This is a genomic window from Metamycoplasma salivarium, assembly GCF_900660445.2.
In the GTDB taxonomy this organism is placed as follows: Bacteria; Bacillota_I; Bacilli_A; order Mycoplasmatales; family Metamycoplasmataceae; genus Metamycoplasma; species Metamycoplasma salivarium.
The window spans coordinates 521,914-540,168 of the sequence record NZ_LR214938.2; the positions used below are offsets into that span (position 1 = coordinate 521,914).

Genomic DNA, 18,255 nt, shown 5'->3' on the forward strand with positions numbered 1-18,255 from the left:
TATGGCGATCGATCTTTCTAAATATCCTAATTTAAATAAACATTTTGAAAACTTCAAGCACTTAGGAAATGGTGGGTTTGGAGTTGTTTATTCTGCCGTTTTTAAAAAAACTGGCAAAAGGTATGCAATTAAAATTTTAGTATGTAATGACCAAACAAAATTTCCCACAATTTATCATCGTTTTAAAAATGAAGTTGAAGTGATGAAAAAAATTAAAGGGCCAAATGTTGTTGAAATATTTGGTAGTTTTGTATCACCAAAAGAAAGTTATATTGCAATGGAGTATTTAGAAGGACAAGATCTTAAAAAACTACTGCAACGTAAGAATAAATTAGAAGTTGATGAAGCTATTAATATTGCGAAAGAAATTTGTCGTGGGCTTATTGATATTCATGAAGCTGATGTGGTTCATCGTGATTTAAAACCAAGTAATGTTTTGTTCGATAAGAATAATACTGTTAAATTAATTGACTTCGGAATTTCAGTTGGTGAAGATACAACAAGAGTAACGCAAACAAACAAATTAGTAGGATCAGTTCAATATGTTGCACCTGAACTTGTTGCAAAATCGCATCAACCTTCACCTCAAAGTGATATTTATTCATTAGGTATTATGTTATATGAAATGCTTTCAGGACATTTACCATTTACAGGTGGAGATCATAATACAATTGCATTGCAACACATTAACAAAGAACTTCCTCCATTAGAAGGAGTTAATGTGACAATTCCACAATCTGTTGAAAATATTATTTTAAAATGTACGGCAAAAAAAGTCGAAAATAGATATGCTTCTGCTTTAGATTTATATGAAGATTTAAACACATGTCTAAATCAAAATCGTGCTGCTGAAGATAAAATTTCAGTTGATAAACCTAAGAAAAAATCATTTAAAGAATGACTTAATAGTAAACCTGTCGCAATTAGTTTGATTGTTATCTTTATAGTTTTATTATCTGTTGCAATTACATTGACGATACTTTGAGTCAAAGGAAAGTTGTAGAATATGGAAACTGGGAAAATTGTTAAATCTGTTGCGGGTTTTTATGATGTTAAAAATTTTGCTGATCAAAAAATTTATCGCGTTAGAGGTGGCGGAAAACTTAGACTTTTAGACATTAAACCGATTGTTGGTGATTATGTTGAATTTGAAAAAGACGAGTTAATTCATAGAATTTTAGGACGTAAAAATTTCTTTATTCGTCCTAAAATTGCAAATGTTGATCAAGCAATTGTTGTAATGTCATTAGTTGAACCTGAGTTTAGTTCACTTTTAATCGATAAATTCTTGATTATTATTGAAAATAAAGATGTTGAGCCAATTATTGTTTTAACTAAAAAAGATCTTACATCAGGTTCAAAAATAGATTTTTACAAAAATCAGGGTTACAAAGTTTTTGAAATAAACTATAAAGAAAATACTGATTTTGATGGACTTAGTGATTTGTTTAAGAATAAAACAAGTTTTTTTGTTGGACAAACTGGAGTTGGTAAGACAACATTAATTAATTATTTAGCAAAAACAAACTTCAAAACTCAACAAATTTCTTTTGCATTAAATAGAGGAAAACATACAACTAGAGAAGTTAGTTTAATTGATTTTAATGGTGGAGAAATTATTGACACTCCTGGGTTCTCATCAATAGAATTTGACCTAACAATTAAAGAACTTCCAACTGCATTTAAAAACTTTAGAGAAGCCTCAAAATATTGTAAATTTAGAACTTGTAAACATTATCATGAATCAGAACAAGACTGTGAAGTAAAAAGACGTGTTGCTAGTGGGGAAATTAATGCTGAAAGATATAAAAATTACATTAGTTTCTTAGAAAGATTAACTTCACTTTAGGAGTAAAGATGAAAAAAATAATTAGTCCTTCTGTTTTAGATGTCAAAAAAGAAGATTTAATTTTATATGTTAATAAACTAATTGAATATGGTGTTAAAAATGTTCATTATGACGTAATGGACAATATTTTTGTACCTAATGTTGCATTGCAATATAAAGAAATTGAAGATATTATAAAACAATGTCCAAAACATATTATGGATATACATTTAATGGTTAAAGACGTGTTTGGTTATTATAAAATGTATAGAGATATTGGCGATATTTTAACATTTCATTTTGAAGCATTTGATTCTTTAGATGATCTAAGCATTTTACTTGCAAAAGCTAAAAAAGATAATGTCAAAATTGGACTTGCAATCAAACCTGAAACAAAAATTGAAGTAGTTTTTCCTTATTTAAAACATATTTCGCTTTTGTTAATTATGAGTGTAAATCCTGGATTTGGGGGGCAAAAATTTATTCAAAGCAGTTATGATAAAATTTTTGCTGCCAAAAAATATATTAATGACAATGAATTGAATATAATTTTGCAGGTTGATGGTGGAATTAATAATGAAAACATTCATTATTGTTTTGATGCAGGAATAAATCTTGCAGTCGTTGGATCATATTTAGTTAAAAATTTTAGTAAAGAAACAATCAAGGAACTAACAAAGTAGGAAATTTAATGGGTAAAAAGTTTGTATTTAAAAATAATGAACCACTTAACGAATTAGCTTCTTATATTCTTAAGAAAAAAGATTTAGAAGCAATTTTATTAAATGGGGAATTAGGAGCTGGTAAAACTACATTAGTTAATGCTATTGCCAAAAAATTAGGAGAAAAAAAGCCAGTTATTTCTCCTACTTTTAATACAATCTTAATTTATGATAATTTAGTACATATTGATGCTTATAAATTAAAAGGAAGCTTATTTCCTTATCAAGAATATTTTGAAAACAAGTTAGTTGCAGTTGAATGAGCGGAAAATATAATTAATCCATTTACAAAATATATGCAAATTGATGTATATTTTGATGAAAAGGGTAATCATGTGTTTGAAATTGTTAAGGAATAATATGAATTTATTTGTTGAAACTTCATTATCTGATTTATATATTTGTTTATTTACTAAAAATTTTAAAGTCGTAGATAAAATCCATGTACCTAATTTAGCAAAAAAAACTGATGAATTTTTTGAACATTTAGATATTCTTTTACAACGTAATAAATTAGAATTAAGCAACATTAAAAGAGTTTATACAACATTAGGCCCTGGTAGCTTTAATGGTGCAAGAATTGGTTTTTTATTTGCAAGAACTATTGTACAAATGAATAATGCTTGTAAATTATATGTAGCTCCAACTTTTGTATTATTTAAAATACAATTTTTAATCCAAGGTAAAAAACTTGATATTAAAATTAAAGCTAACAAATATAGTCTTTATGATATTCAATTTTCAAATCAACAAGTTCAAAAATCTTTAATTAACAATGATGGAAATTATGATTTGTTAAATTATCAATTGCTAGAAAAAAGATTAAGAACTTATCTAAATTTCTTTAATTATGTTAATCAAAGTGATTTATTGAATGTTGAATTAGAATATTTATTAGATCCACAAATAGGAGAGATTTAATATGGTTATTTTAGCAATAGAAAGTTCACATGATGATACATCATTAGCTTTAATGAAAGATGGCAAGCCTATTTGAATGGAAACAATCACACAAATTGAAGTTCATAAAAAATATGGTGGTACAGTTCCTGAAATTGCATCAAGATTACATGTTAAAAATATTGGTATTTTAATAGAAAAATTAAAAAGGCAAATTGATTTAAAACAAATTGATCAAGTAGCATATACCAAAGAACCAGGTCTTATTGGTTCATTACATGTTGGATATGTTGTTGCAAATACAATTAGTAGAATGTTAAACAAACCAATTTTGCCTTTAAATCACTTAGAAGGACATTTTTTCTCAGCTTTTATTAATGAAGAAGAAATTAAATTTCCAATTGTTGGATTAATTGTATCTGGCGGTCATAGTCAATTGATTTATTATAAAAATTTTTATAACTCAAAAGTTGTTGGCGAGACTTTAGATGATGCAGTTGGTGAAGTTTATGACAAAATTGCAAGAAAACTAAGTTTAGATTTTCCTGGTGGACCAATAATCGATAAAATTTGGCAAGAAAATAAAAGTATTTATAAAACAATTTATACGTTGCCAAAAACTAAAAACTTTTTAGATTTATCATTTAGTGGGCTTAAAACTCATGTGATTAATTTAATTAATAATGATATGAATCGCAAAATTCAAATTAATGTTAATAAATATGCAACAGAATTTCAAAATACTGTTATTGAATATCTAAGACAACACATGGATTTGGCAATCAAAAATTTTCATCCAAAATGTGTTGTTTTAGCAGGTGGTGTTTCGGCAAATTCTGGAATTAGACAAATGTTTGAATCACTAAATATAAAAACATACATTCCAAAATTAGAATATACAACAGATAATGCTATGATGATTGCAGAACTAGCTTACGAGAAAATAAGAAATAGGAATTAAAAAACCTATTTTTATTTTGTCAAAAATATACTCCTAAATTGACCAATGCAAGCATCAAGATTAAAATTCAAAGATAAGGTGTTGTGTTATAAAATTCATTGAAACGATTATAAATTAGTTTTTGTCCAAAAGTTGAAGATGAGAAAATTCCGTAAATAGCAAAGTTTCTAAAAATTATTTCGAATTGAAAACTCATGATTTTTGTTCTATTCTCTTTTAATAAAGGCCAAATGTAATTTCTATAAATTCAAAATTTGCTATAACCTTGTACTCTTAACAAAATAATTTGGGTTTCACTAACTTTTTGCATAGATGCTTGCATTTGTTTTGTAGCCAGACAAATGCTATGAATTGCAAAAGCACAAATAAATGCAGTTTGTGGATGGTTGAACCAAGGCGATCAGAAAAGAAAATAAACAACAATTGGAATATTTCTAAATAATGTATCAAACATTTTTGTAATTAATGTTTTTTTATTACCATACAATTTATTGTTTTCAAAAAAGAGTTTTAAATAAACAATTAAATAAACAATGAAAAAGGTTACAATTGTCAATGAAATAAGTTCCATTACTGATTTAAAATCATTTCACGAATTGTTTTGTAAAATAGACCAATTAGGGTTAAATAAATCATAGAAAAATCTATTTGTTTGAACTGAATAAACTTTATCATTTGAGATTAATACTATTGATAAAATACAAATTGTTAATACAACTAAAAAAACCGAAATAGTAAACACATATTTAGTTATTTTTTTATTTTTATATTGTTTTGAGTTGGTGTATTTAGAATGATTCCCAATAAATTTAAAATATGCTCATTTTAATAAATCCAAAGTAATTAAAAATAAAACAAATACAAATAATGGAATCATAAGCTCATTTAAATATTGTGTATTTAGTGTGCTTAAATTCAATAAACTTCCAATTCCAATAAATCCAAATTTATTTAATAAACTTCCTCATCTCATATTAGTTTCCATTGAATAAAAGATGTAATCAAAAACTTTATATTTAATTTGAGGTCAAATTTCGACACAAAAAGCATTTCATTTGCTTTTTGTTATTTTTAAAAAATGAAAGTAAGTATTAAGTTCAATTGATTCAATAGTTCTTGTAAAGTATTCATGTAACCAAATTCAAGAAAATCACATAATAGTTAACATCATTCCTAGATTTTTATCGAATGACATTCTAAACATATAAATAAAGATAATTTCAGGTAGTATTCTTAATAAAATTGTTAACATTTTAATTGGAATATAGACATATTTACTATTAAATAATTTGTTACCAAAATAAGCAGTAACAAATGCCAAAATTGAACCTAAAATGGTTCCTAAGAAAGCAATTTTGATTGAATAAAAAAGAAAATCAAAAGAAATTTTTCAAAGATTCTCGCCACCATAAAAGTTGCTTTTTGCGATTGGCGAAAAGAATCTTTTTAAATTTTCTCAAAAAGTTGAACCACCATTTGAAGCAAATGATGTGGGAATATTTAAAAACGCAAAAAATACTAGCAAGCAGATAAAAATTGAAATTAAAATCTTGTTAAGTGGAGTTTTCGCATGTACTTGCAAAGACTTATTATTGTTTATTTTTTCATATATTCCATAATTTTTTATTTCAACATTATTATTCATTAACTAAATAACCTTTCATAAGGTTTTATAACTTCATTTTCAATATCAGTTATTTTTTTATAACCATTAATGCCAATTTGTGGTCCATATTCATCTTGATTATTCTTTCAAACATCTAAAATTGCATTAGCTAGTGCATCAGTAGTTTCATTATTCAAATTTTTATTAACTGCTCAAACATTATATTTTGCAGCTTCAGTAGCTGTTAAAAATTCAATCTTTCCATTTATAGGGTTATAAAAATCATTCTTTTTGCCTTTTTTAGTGTTATGAGTGTATGCAAAAGCACCAAGCTCATCAAACACAATGTGGTATTTTATGTTTGAACCTTTTCCAATATCTTTCGGATTGCCAATGATATATTTATCCTTATTGTTTAATTTATCTTGAGCAAATGTTGTAAATTTCTTACCAAAATGTTTTTTGAATAGAGATTGTTGTAATAAATATTTGCTTGCACTATTTTCAGAACCTGTCATAATTCCAAAATTTCGAAAAGTTTCTCAATCTTTTTCAAATCAAGCTTTTTTGATTTGTGCAATTTCTTGATCACTACCTCAAATCATGACATTTCCACGATAAAAATCAACTAACTTGTTTGTGTTATAAAATACCTTGTATTTACTTCCATCTCATCCATATTTTTCATCAGTTCAATTAATATATTTTTCGTTATTAAATTTTTCAAATGCAGTTTGAGCAATTTTTATTAAATCATCACTTTGACTTCCATCGCTATAATTTTTGTTATATTCTTCATCAAAATTAAATGCGGTAGTATAGCTTTGCAAAATAGCTTTAAGATTGTCTTTTTTTTCAATATAATTTGCAATTCTTAGTAGTCCTAAAACACTTGTTCCTTTAACAATATCTTCAGCTAAATTAAAACCAGAAGAACGATAATTAGCATTAATTTTTCTATATTTTTGCAAATTTTTTAAATTAGGATTAGAAGCAATAATTTCATTATATTTTGTTAAAACATCATTAAAAAACTTTTCACTTTTATCATTGTTATATTCAACTGAAAATGTTAAATCTTGTTTACAAGAAATTGCAAAAATAGGAGTTGCTGTTGCAACTGTAAATCCCAAAATTTTCAAAAAAGTGTTTTTCATAATGTTTTACCTTTTTATAACTTCAATTTACTAAATGTTTCTCAAAATATTAATTATAACTACTATTATTTTATAATTTAACAATAGATAAAGGAAATGAGATATGAACAAAAATAAGTGCAAAATTAAATCTAGTTTTTTATTTTTAACACCCTTAATAACACCGCTTTTATTAGTGGCAGCTAAGTGCAGTGAAGATAAAAAACCTGATTTTCCAAAACAAAATGAGATAGTTTTCGAAAAAGATGATGCAATAAATTCATTGAATAAAAATATTGAAAAGTTTTCAGAAACAATTGAACAATATTTAAAGAAACAATTTTTACTAAATAACAATTATTTAAATAAATTGTTAAAAGGTGAAAATTTAGAAATTACAAAACTTCCAAATAATCAAATAGCAACACACCAAGTTGAAGCATTATTATGAAATTTAACTAAAAAATCTAATGGAATAGTTGGAATATTTAAAGATTTTTCTATTTCACTAATTAACAATTTTGATGGATTATTTTCTCAATTAAATATTAATAATTCATTAAAAACAAAAATGTTTAGTTTTATTGATTCTATTGACAATATTCTGCTACTTGAACTTACAAAAACTACTGCTAAAATTGCACTAGACGCACAAAATAATAAAATAACAACAGCCAATATTTCTTCTTATTTTTCTAACAATACTAATTTGCTTTCCTCTTTCACTTTATTTTCATCTACCTTGCAAGAAATGCTATATGACTTAATTGTTCAATCTATAGTTAATAGTGAAAATAACGATGAAGCATTTAATAAGGAACTTAAGAATATTGAACCTAAACTAGCTCCGCTAAAAACTATTATTAAAAATAGTGTTGAAAATATTTTTTTAGATTTGAAAAAGCAAAATTCTTCTTCGTTTAGTTTAATGACAAAAAAATTTCAAGCAATGTTATTTAATATTAATAGCAAAGTTTTAGAAATAGCAAAATTACATTTTTCAACCGAAGAAAATAAAAATAAATTCAATCAATTATGAGATTCCAAATTAGAACTTTATAAAAATTTTATTAAAGATAATTCAATGAGTTTTGTTTCAACTATTTTTCTAATTCAAAATAATCTGCAACAAATAAGTAATGTTGAATATAGTGTTGACTTAGTTAAACAAAACAATTTAAAAATTATTGACGACTTTTTAAAAAATGCAGTATCAAACCTTAAAAATATTTCAGTTAGTGAAGAAGATATTCAAAAATTAACAAATGAAAATGGTGACCCTAACAAAAATATTTTCAATAATGAAGGTTATAAAAAAATATATGAAATTGAACTAGATAAAATTTTGAATTATCTCATCAATTTTAATGCAGAAAAATGAACGACTTATGTCAAAAACATTGTTAATCGTAATTTTTCTACCTTTTTAAATTTAATCACACAAAGGCAAACAAACAATTTGCTAAATTTTGTAAGTTTGTGAGCAAAAGACAAAAGTTTAACTTATGAAAAGTTTGTTGAAAATAATAATACAAACAATTTATTAAATGAAATTGGCAATTTAGCTGAATTAAAACAAAGTATAGATTATTTATTTTTACCTTTAGCAAAGGAAGCAATTGATCAAACTCTTGCACTATTTAATGATGAGAATTATTCGAAAATTGTTGATTTAGTTCAACCATTGCGCGATTTTTATAATGGTTATTTTGAAAAATGAAAAGACGTAATGGAACAACCAAACCTTATTAAATTTTTAGCCGCCAAAGTAAAATGAGATTTAGAAAAAGAATCAATATTAAATTCAATTCAATTCAAAACTGAGCAAATTAAGACAAAATTTAAAAATAGTTTCAACAAAAGAATGAAATTAGCAAGCAATCTTTTGGAAAATATGCTTAAAGGAATGAGTGATTTAAGTGAAAATGTTGAAAAAGTTTTAATTAAAAGAATTGAGAGTTTGTAATGCAGGAATATGAAATTGGACAAATAATTAAAGCAAAAATTACTAAGATTTGAAAACGTTTTGTCTATTTAATGACAATTGATGGACGCAAATGCTATTTAAGTGTTAATGAAATAAGCGATTTTTTTGTTTCAAATATTAAAGAAAAATTTAGGGTTGGTGAAATCAAACAAGTACAAATAATTGGAATTGACAGAAATTTGTTAATAGTTTCATATAAACAAATACATCCAATAGAATTAAAAAACCCATTTGATTATAAAATGCAAACAAAAGACAATCACTTTGATGAATTATTAGATTTTGTAGAAAAAGGAATAAAGTATGGCAAATAGAATAAACATAGATTTTGAATATGCAATAAAAGAGACTGCTTTGCAAAGATATCAAGATGAAATAACTTTAATTAATCAAAAAATTAATACTGGAGTTATTGAAGGCAATGAATATTTAAACTTCTTAAATGTTTATAAAAACATGTTAAAAGAGGATTATGAAAAAATTCAAGCTATTTCAAAATGGCTTTTATATGAAGAAAAAATTAATTATATGGTTGTTATTGCCTCTAAGACAATTTGTTTACAAATTCAAGCTTTAATTGACTTAAATTTAGGGTTATTCCCATTTTCACAAAAAACTAAATTAATCTTTATTCAAGAAAATATTGATGGTTGTGAACTTGCTCAAATACTCGAAATATTAAATGAAAAAAGTTTTGCAGTTAACGTTATCTCACAATATGGCGAATCAATTCAAACTTTGCTTTTATTTAGAGAATTTAAAAATATTTTAGAAAAAAAAGTTGGAAAAAACAATGCTAATAAATATATTTATGTTTCAACAAACAATAACTTTGGAAAGCTATTTAATTTAATTCAAAAAGAAAATTATCAACATTTTATTTTACTTGACAATTTAACAGAAAGCTATTTAACTTTTACACCTGCTATTTTGTTTCCATTAGCTATGGCTGAGATTAATATTGATAAATTTTTAGAAGGTGCAAAAGAAGGCGTTACTAAATTTTCATTAGATTCTTTAGAAAACAACGCTGCTTATCAATATGCAGTAATTAGGAAAATTCTAAAAAACAATAACTATAAAATTGAAAATATAAACATCTTTCATCGCAACGAAAACAAATTAGGCGAACTATTTCAAATGTATTTATCTCAAGCAACAATAAAAGATAAACAAGGACTGATTCCTTTAGTTTATAATCCTGTGACTGATTTAAAAGTTAGTTCGCAATTAATGTCTGAAAATCCTATTTCATTATTTTTTACTAATATTGTTGTTGAAAACCCAAAATATGATTGTCATATTGAAAATTTAGCCCAACAATTTGATGATGAATTAAATATGTTATCAAGTCTAACTTACAATGGTATGAATAAGATAATTAGAAACACCATTATTGAAAATAATGTTATTATTTATAAGATACCAAATATTAAAATTCTTATTATTGATGATAGCAATTATTCGCTAGGATATATAATGGCTTTTTTACATAAAGCTTCAATTATGAGTGCTTATTTAGATAATGTAAATCCATTTACAAATACCGTCATTAAAAATTTTAATGTAAGTTTAGTCAAAAAGATTAATGATACACTCAAGAGGAGTAAATAATTATGGTGAAAATTGGAATTGTTGGAGTTGGAGCTGTTGGAAGCTCTTATTTATATGCTGCATTAAACAAAGGCGTTGAAGCAGATTATGTTTTAATTGACACATTTGAAAAATATGCAGAAGCTCAAGCAAAAGATTTAAATGATGCTGCATCTTCAATGCCAAATTGTGGTTCAACTTTTAAAGCGGGAAAATATGAAGATTTAAATGATGCAAAAATTGTTGTTATTACAGCTTCGTGCAAACCTAAAGAAGGCAAATTGCAAGATCGTATGGAACTTCTAAAAGATAATGCAACTTTGATTAAATGTATCGCTGAAAACATTAAAAAATCAGGGTTTAGTGGAGTAACTATTATAGCTTCAAATCCTGTTGATATTATGGCTTGCATTTTTCAACAAGTTACAGGATTTAAACCTGAAAAAGTTATAAGTTCTGGAACAATACTTGAAACCGCGAGAATGAAGAAATTCTTATCTCAAAAAATTCAAGTTAAAGCAAGTTCAATTACTGGATTTGTTATTGGAGAACATGGGTCTAGATGCATTATTCCATTTTTAAAAATGAGAATTGGCCTTGGCTCTTTAAAAGACTTTTTAGCTAATGGTTCAATAACACATGAATGACTTGATAATTTAGCACAAAAAGTTAAAGATGAAGCATTTGAAATCATCTCGGGTAAAGGAATAACTAATTTTGGAATTGGCGAAAATTTAGCCGAAATAACATTAGCAATTAATAATGATCGTCAAAGTGTTCACTCATTAGGTGTTCAACTTCCTAAAGAATATAAAAATGCAGGAATTTATTTTGGATTACCTGTAGTTTTAGGCAAAGATGGTTATAGACATTTGCCCAAAATAAGATTAGAAGAAAGAGAACAAGAGATGTTTGATAACTATTCTAAAGAAATTAAAGATACAGTTATTGAAGTAATGAAAAACCTAAAAATTAAAACAACATTAAAATAATAAAATACCATTCTTATTGAATGGTTTTTTAAAATGAGCAAATATGAAAATAGAATTTAAAAATGTATATGCAAATTATAAAAATAATACACAACCTATATTGAAAAATACTTCATTTAAAATTAATGAAGGTGAAATGGTTGCAATTATTGGAAAATCAGGTGCTGGTAAAACCACCATTTTTAATTCTATTTTACGACTTACAAAAATAACATCTGGTGAGATTTTAGTTGATGACAAAAATATAAATTCTTATTCAAAAAAACAGCAAAAAATGCTATTAAAAAAAATAGGATTACTATCACAAAACCCATTTTTAATTGAAGATGAATGTGTGTACGATAGTATTCTTAGAACATATACAAAATACAAAAATTGATTTTATGATTTTTTTAAGATAGTTACAAAAAAACAAAGACAAGAAATTTTTGAAACGCTAAACAATTTAGACATTTTTGATAAAGCTTTTGAACAAATAAAATCATTAAGTGGTGGTCAAAAACAAAGAGTTGAAATTGCTAAATTGTTATTAAAGGAAGTTTCACTAATTTTAGCTGATGAACCAACGACTAGTTTAGATATTGAAATGGCTTCTTCAGTAATTGAACTACTTAAAAAACTAAATGAAACATATAAAATTACTATTATTATCAATATGCATGATTTAGATTTAGTTAAAAAGTATTTTAAAAAAATAATTTGTTTAAAAAATGGAGAAATTATTAAAGTGTGTGAACCTAACAATATGGACAATGAATTGCTTCAAATGTTATATAATTAGTTGTTAATTATGAAAAAGAGACTTAATATTTTTAAAAAAACATTGTTTTTTGCAACCCCAGTTGTTGCAATTACGCCACTTTTTACATTATCTCTTTCATGTGGCACTCAAAGGCCTGAAGTTGGTTTAATAGAAGATAAGGATAAAACAAATCCTAATTTTGTTTACAAAGATGGTAAAAAACTTTTAAAAGGTTCTGCAAGTGAATTTAGAGGTGATGTTCTTTCATCTCCTAATATTGTTGACGAAGGCGATCCTGCTTATCAACTTTATGAATTTGAAAAAGATGCTGATGGCAATGATAAAATTGACTCGATTACCAAAAAAAGAATTATTAAAATGAACAAAGAAGGTAATTTAGCATATCCTGAATTAAATGTTTCTAAAGACCCTTCAAAATTTAAAGAATTGTATTCTAAATATTTGACTTTTAATAATATAAAACGTCAATATGAGTTTAGGGCATATGCTTTTACACCAGATGAATTTGAAAGATATTTTCCATATTCATATGGAAGCTATAGAAAATATATAAATAGCAATAATAGAAAAAGAACATTATTATTGACAGTTTATTATATGGAAAAAAGTAGCATCGCTTATGATAATCAAATTGATTATCGATCTAATATAGTTTATTATGAAGGTGACATTACTGTTTCTAAAAGATGAAAACAAGTTTTAGATGACTCATATACTGCAATTTGAAATTCTTTATCTCAACAAGAGAGAAATTTTATTATTAATCCTAAAACTGGAAATTATACTAATCATTCAGAAGGATTGTGACCTTTCTTTCCAATGCATACAATTAATGGGGAAAGAACTTATATCAAGGATAAAGTTGCCTATCCTGTACTTTTAGAATTTGAAAAGGAATAAAATATGGCTAATAAAATAAGAACTAGATATGCACCAAGCCCAACAGGCTATTTACACATTGGAGGAGCAAGAACTGCTTTATTTTGCTATCTATTTGCAAAGCATTATAATGGCGATTTTGTTTTTAGATTAGAAGACACTGATATTGAAAGAAATGTAGTTGGTGGAGAAGCAAGTCAACTCGATAATTTAGCATGACTTGGAATAATTCCAGATGAAAGTCCATTAAAACCTAATCCAAAATATGGAAAATATCGTCAAAGTGAAAAATTAGATGTTTATCAAAAACTTGCAAATGAATTAATTGATAAAAAATTAGCTTACAAAGCATATGATAGCACTGAAGAGTTAGCATTGCAACATAAAGAACAAGAAGACAAAGGCGTTGCATCATTTAGATATGATCCAACATGATTAAAATTATCTAAAGAAGAAATTGCAAAAAGAGATGCAAATAAAGAATATTCAATTAGATTAGCATTGCCTAAAAATGTTAATTATGACTGAGATGACTTAGTTAGAGGAAAAATTTCTGTAAATTCAGATGATATTGGTGATTTTGTTATTGTTAAAAGTGATGGATATCCAACATATAATTTTGCAGTAGTCGTAGATGATCATCAAATGGAAATTACTAATGTTTTACGTGGTGAAGAACATATAACAAATACACCAAAACAACTTGCAATTTATAAAGCATTTAATTGAACTCCACCTATTTTTGGTCATTTAACAATTATTACTAATATGGAAGGTAAAAAACTTTCTAAACGTGATAAAAGTTTAAAACAATTTATTGAGGATTATAAAAATGAAGGATATTGTCCTGAAGCTATTTTCAATTTCTTAGCATTGTTAGGTTGGACTGCAGCAGATGCTAGTGAAATTATGTCTAAAGAAGAACTTATTAAGAAATTTGATCCTTCAAGATTAAGTAAAAGCCCCTCAAAATTTGACATAGTCAAAATGGAATGATTCTCAAAACAATATTTAAAGAAAATTCCTAACGAAGAATTAATTAAAAAACTAAATTTGAAAAATGATGAATGAAGCAATGTTTATGTTGAAACTTATAAACAACATTGTGCAACAATTTTAGAACTTAAAAATGATTTAAAACTTTACACAAATGTTAAATCTAAATTAGATATTCCATTTGAAACAAATGATGTGGTTAAACATTTTTATAATTTAATTAAAAATCAAGAATTTACAATTGAAAATATACAAAAAACAATTGAACAAGTAAAGAATGATTTAAAAGTATCAGGCAAAAATTTATTTATGCCAATTAGAATTGCAACAACCTATGAAGAACATGGCCCAGAACTTGCAAAAGCTATTTATTTATTTGGGCAAAAAGCTGTTTTAGAAAGACTTAAAAAGTGAAGCTAAAATATAAATCAATTTCTTGAAAAGATAATGAAAAAGAAGACATCTTTGAAACAGACTATGTAGATTTTGAAGAATCTGCAAAAGATGAATTTATTGTTTTAGATTTTTTTGATGGCAGCAACAAGCATCATTTAGAAATTAGCAATGATGAAATCAATATTAAATATGGTGATCAAATAATTAAAATGTTATTGCATAAAAATTTTTTAATCAAATATAAAACTCCAGTTGGTGAAGTTGATTTGGATTGATATTTAAAAGATGTTAATATGGGAACAAACGAAATTACTTTTTCTTATGACATATTAGTTAAAGGACAAATATTTACTTCAAATATTGTTTCAATTGTGTTTAGAAAGTAAAGATTTTCAAATACAAAATTATGTATTTGTTTTTTTATTATTTATAATTTAACATTAAATTATGGTTGCTAAATATATTTGAATTAACTTAATTATTTTCGTTATAGGTTATTTAATAGGTTCATTAAACTTAAGCATTTTTATATCCAAAAAAAATGGTGAAGATATAAGAGAAAAAGGCTCAAAAAATGCAGGAACTACTAATGCGTTAAGAGTGTATGGCAAAAAAATAGCTATTTGTGTTTTTTTATTTGATGCGTTAAAAGCATATTTATCAATAATGGTAGTATTTATTGTTAAAACTACTATGTATAAAGCTAACAGCAATTATTTATATGTTTTGCCTTTAATAATAGGAGCAGGTGCTTTGCTTGGACATATTTTTCCATTGTATTTTAAATTTAAGGGCGGGAAAGGAGTAGCATGCTTTATAGGTATGCTCTTTGCTTTTAACTTTAGCTTGTTTTTAATATTTTTAGTGATTTATTTATTTGTGATTTTATGTTTTAGAATGTCTTCATTAGGGTCTATTTTATCAATTACTATCATTTCTTTAATATCATTTGACCCAACATTTTATAATAATGTTTTAGCTTTTATGCAACAAAATACACCTTATCCTATTCATTCGATAATTATGATTTTTTGCGTATGCATAGTAATTTTAAAGCACATTCCTAACTTTATAAGAATTGATAATCACACTGAAAGCAAATTGAAATTCTTGTTAGATAAACAAGAATCCCAAAATCAAATTTAGTCTGCTAATAAGTAAAAATTTTGTTTTTGTAAAAACTAATTTTTTGTTTTGCAATATTAATAATTGGCATAACTGCATAAATTATTACTGTATAAACCGGAATTTCTATTAAACTTTTAAAAACTATTGGAATCATAAAAATTGTAAAATAATCAGCATATTTTCAGTTCATATTTCTAAATCTATTCATATAACTAATATATGCGAAAGGCCCTCATAATCATCTAGTTATGATTAAGATTATAAAAGTGGTTATTAGAATACTAAACATAAGTTGTGTTTTTCATTTTGTTTTAAAACTTTTAGTTTTTAAATGAGTTACTAATAATATTAATGAAAATAGTCAAGTTGAACCTAATCCAACTGAAATTATTGTAGCAACAATTCTGATTGGCAAAATTTGAGTCTTTTTTAGTTTTCTTGAAAATTCTCTTCAACTAATATGGTTTATATTCTTTACTACAAAAAAGATAATTAAAAATGTTACAAAAGTCAACATTAAAAATGCATAAGTTCAAAATTTATGTGGATTTAAATATGCAAGTTGTAAACACATTCCACTTAAAAATGCAATAATTGGTGGAATAATAGCATATTCAATCATTCAGGTAGAAACACCATAAATTACTTGATTCAAAGTATCAGATAATAATCCTAAAAATGCACCTTTTCAAGGACCTAATGCTAATCCAAAAATAATAAATATTGCATAGGTTATTGAAAGTCTGAATCCTCTAGGAAATAAAAAATTTTCAATATAAGCAGTTAGAATATAAATAGCTAATAAAGCACCAAAAATAACTATTTCAAAAATAGTTAATTTATAAGACTTGGTCTTAATATTTCTTCTAATTTGTGAATAAATTGAAAACATAGTAATTATTTTAAACCATTTTAATTTCTGGGACTTATAAAAACTAAATAATAAAAAATCAACACCTAACTTAGATGTTGAAATTTTTCATATGTTTGATTAAAGTGACATTTCAATTAATGTTTTAACCATTGCAAACATAGGTTTTTCATCAATGTCATTAGTTCCAGCAATGTCACAGTGAATATATTCAACATTGTTTGTAAATTCTCTTAAAAACATTGCTGCAGAACATGACCCTGCGTTTCCAGTATAGTCTGTATTTTTTAAATCAGCAACTACTGAGCCTTTCATAAATGCTTCGTATTCCTTATCAAATGGCATTCTTCAAATTAATTCTTCTTGAATGTCAGCTGCTTTTTTAATATCTTCTCAAGCTTTTTCTGAAGTTGCTCAAATGCCTGTGTAAGTATCACCTAAGGTTCTTAAAATAGCACCAGTTAATGTTGCAATATCAATTAATCTTGTTGCATGCAATTTTGTAGCACCATAATAAAGTCCATCAGCTAATACTAATCTACCTTCAGCATCTGTGTTATTGACTTCAACAGTTTTCCCACTCATTGAAGTATATACAGAATCTGGCAATGAAGCATCACCATTAATACGATTATCAGTAATACACATAATTGCAGAAACATTTTTATTAGGTTTTAATTGTGCAATTGCTTTCATAACAGCAGCAACAATTGCTGAACCTGACATATCATATTTCATGCCTAACATAAATTTAGGAGGTTTTAATGAATATCCGCCTGAGTCAAATGTAATTCCCTTACCAACTAAAACAGTTTTTTCTTGACTACTTGGATTACCTTTATATTCAATAATAACAACTCTAGGTTCATAAACAGAACCTTTATTAACTGACAATAGTAAATCCATACCCAATAGTTCAATTTGTTTTCTTTCTAAAACTTTTACCTTTAGGTTGTGATACTTCTTAAAATCTTTTCTAATAATTTCTGCAAGTTGTTCACTATTTAATTCATTTGGAGGCGTAACACCTAAATTTCTTGCAAAGTTTTGAGCATCAACTAAAATTAATGCTTTCTTAAATACATTTAAAACGTCTTGCGAAATATTTTCTAAATAAAAGCTTAAAGAATTTTCATTTACTCTTTTAGTGAATGTTTTTAAATTGTAGTATTGAAATGCAGAAAAGTTAATTCCTTTAGTAAATGCATCAACAACACCTTTAATGCATAATTTCTCTGTAACAAAAGTTGTAAGATCAAGTTGATAACTACGTGCACAGTTTTCAGCTAAATCTCTAGCAAATTCATAAGCATCTTTATAACCAAATTCTGATTTTTTACCTAAATAAACATAAGCAACATTTTCTTTTAAATATTCAGTAATTTGTGATTGTTTTTTAACTAATAATGTAGGTGCATCATCACCTTCAAAAATTGCTTTTAATAAAACAGAAGAATTTCTTGATGTTTCAATTTCTTTAATTAATTCCATTTTTGT

The 18,255-nt window shown here is 25.6% G+C and carries 19 protein-coding genes; 15 read left to right on the plus strand and 4 right to left on the minus strand.

Annotated elements, in window-relative coordinates; translation table 4 throughout:
* Position 1 precedes the first annotated feature (1 nt).
* The 6 genes from EXC60_RS02280 to tsaD are packed head-to-tail and all read left to right on the plus strand — an operon-like array spanning position 2 to position 4,411.
* Positions 2 to 1,003, plus strand: a complete 1,002-nt coding sequence (locus EXC60_RS02280; RefSeq protein WP_024544315.1) for a serine/threonine-protein kinase — start codon at positions 2 to 4, stop codon at positions 1,001 to 1,003.
* A gap of 3 nt (positions 1,004 to 1,006) precedes the next feature.
* A complete protein-coding gene (rsgA, locus tag EXC60_RS02285; protein WP_024544314.1) occupies positions 1,007 to 1,849 on the plus strand; it encodes a ribosome small subunit-dependent GTPase A in 843 nt (280 codons plus the stop codon).
* An 8-nt stretch (positions 1,850 to 1,857) separates the two neighbouring features.
* Positions 1,858 to 2,511, plus strand: a complete 654-nt coding sequence (locus EXC60_RS02290; protein ID WP_024544313.1) for a ribulose-phosphate 3-epimerase — start codon at positions 1,858 to 1,860, stop codon at positions 2,509 to 2,511.
* Between the two features lie 8 nt (positions 2,512 to 2,519).
* Positions 2,520 to 2,909, plus strand: a complete 390-nt coding sequence (gene tsaE, locus EXC60_RS02295) for a tRNA (adenosine(37)-N6)-threonylcarbamoyltransferase complex ATPase subunit type 1 TsaE (protein WP_024544312.1) — start codon at positions 2,520 to 2,522, stop codon at positions 2,907 to 2,909.
* Position 2,910: 1 nt separating this feature from the next.
* Positions 2,911 to 3,471 carry a hypothetical protein gene (locus EXC60_RS02300; RefSeq protein WP_024544311.1) on the plus strand — a complete coding sequence of 187 codons (561 nt, stop codon included), beginning with the start codon at positions 2,911 to 2,913 and terminating at the stop codon, positions 3,469 to 3,471.
* A 1-nt stretch (position 3,472) separates the two neighbouring features.
* On the plus strand, positions 3,473 to 4,411 hold the full coding sequence (tsaD, locus tag EXC60_RS02305; RefSeq protein ID WP_024544310.1) for a tRNA (adenosine(37)-N6)-threonylcarbamoyltransferase complex transferase subunit TsaD: 939 nt from the start codon (positions 3,473 to 3,475) through the stop codon (positions 4,409 to 4,411).
* Here tsaD and EXC60_RS06635 read toward each other — a convergent pair.
* Positions 4,362 to 6,056 carry an ABC transporter permease subunit gene (locus EXC60_RS06635; RefSeq protein WP_024544309.1) on the minus strand — a complete coding sequence of 565 codons (1,695 nt, stop codon included), beginning with the start codon at positions 6,054 to 6,056 and terminating at the stop codon, positions 4,362 to 4,364. The two genes, tsaD and EXC60_RS06635, sit on opposite strands and share 50 nt — an antisense overlap.
* Positions 6,056 to 7,174 carry an ABC transporter thiamine pyrophosphate-binding lipoprotein p37/Cypl gene (gene cypl, locus EXC60_RS02315; protein WP_024544308.1) on the minus strand — a complete coding sequence of 373 codons (1,119 nt, stop codon included), beginning with the start codon at positions 7,172 to 7,174 and terminating at the stop codon, positions 6,056 to 6,058. Before cypl ends, EXC60_RS06635 begins: the two co-directional genes overlap by 1 nt.
* 103 nt (positions 7,175 to 7,277) lie before the next feature.
* On the opposite strand from cypl, the gene EXC60_RS06640 reads away from it, so the two are divergent.
* The 9 genes from EXC60_RS06640 (at position 7,278) to plsY (ending at position 15,905) form a co-directional block, all read left to right on the plus strand.
* Positions 7,278 to 9,119: a hypothetical protein gene (locus EXC60_RS06640; RefSeq protein ID WP_024544307.1), complete on the plus strand. Its 1,842-nt coding sequence runs from the start codon at positions 7,278 to 7,280 to the stop codon at positions 9,117 to 9,119.
* Positions 9,119 to 9,454, plus strand: coding sequence for a S1 RNA-binding domain-containing protein (locus EXC60_RS02325; protein WP_024544306.1), 336 nt, complete (start codon positions 9,119 to 9,121; stop codon positions 9,452 to 9,454). Before EXC60_RS06640 ends, EXC60_RS02325 begins: the two co-directional genes overlap by 1 nt.
* Positions 9,444 to 10,754 (plus strand): glucose-6-phosphate isomerase, encoded by a 1,311-nt coding sequence (locus EXC60_RS02330; RefSeq protein WP_024544305.1) that lies wholly within the window; start codon positions 9,444 to 9,446, stop codon positions 10,752 to 10,754. Before EXC60_RS02325 ends, EXC60_RS02330 begins: the two co-directional genes overlap by 11 nt.
* Before the next feature lie 2 nt (positions 10,755 to 10,756).
* Complete coding sequence (locus EXC60_RS02335; protein ID WP_129619913.1) at positions 10,757 to 11,725, plus strand: lactate/malate family dehydrogenase; 969 nt, start codon at positions 10,757 to 10,759, stop codon at positions 11,723 to 11,725.
* 43 nt (positions 11,726 to 11,768) lie between these two features.
* Positions 11,769 to 12,506: an ATP-binding cassette domain-containing protein gene (locus tag EXC60_RS06645; protein ID WP_024544303.1), complete on the plus strand. Its 738-nt coding sequence runs from the start codon at positions 11,769 to 11,771 to the stop codon at positions 12,504 to 12,506.
* A 9-nt stretch (positions 12,507 to 12,515) separates the two neighbouring features.
* A complete protein-coding gene (locus EXC60_RS02345; protein WP_024544302.1) occupies positions 12,516 to 13,388 on the plus strand; it encodes a hypothetical protein in 873 nt (290 codons plus the stop codon).
* A 3-nt stretch (positions 13,389 to 13,391) separates the two neighbouring features.
* A complete protein-coding gene (gene gltX / locus EXC60_RS02350; RefSeq protein ID WP_024544301.1) occupies positions 13,392 to 14,783 on the plus strand; it encodes a glutamate--tRNA ligase in 1,392 nt (463 codons plus the stop codon).
* Entirely contained in the window at positions 14,774 to 15,145 is a 372-nt protein-coding gene (locus tag EXC60_RS06650; RefSeq protein ID WP_024544300.1) for a hypothetical protein, read from the plus strand. The genes gltX and EXC60_RS06650 overlap by 10 nt, the downstream gene beginning before the upstream one ends.
* Positions 15,146 to 15,206: 61 nt before the next feature.
* A complete protein-coding gene (gene plsY, locus EXC60_RS02360) occupies positions 15,207 to 15,905 on the plus strand; it encodes a glycerol-3-phosphate 1-O-acyltransferase PlsY (protein ID WP_024544299.1) in 699 nt (232 codons plus the stop codon).
* Positions 15,906 to 15,909: 4 nt separating this feature from the next.
* Here the strand turns inward: plsY and EXC60_RS06655 are convergent, their stop codons facing one another.
* Together EXC60_RS06655 and EXC60_RS02370 are read right to left on the minus strand one after the other, a co-directional pair.
* Entirely contained in the window at positions 15,910 to 16,779 is an 870-nt protein-coding gene (locus tag EXC60_RS06655) for an ECF transporter S component family protein (protein WP_024544298.1), read from the minus strand.
* Between the two features lie 99 nt (positions 16,780 to 16,878).
* Entirely contained in the window at positions 16,879 to 18,249 is a 1,371-nt protein-coding gene (locus EXC60_RS02370; protein ID WP_024544297.1) for a M17 family metallopeptidase, read from the minus strand.
* Between the last annotated feature and the right edge of the window lie 6 nt (positions 18,250 to 18,255).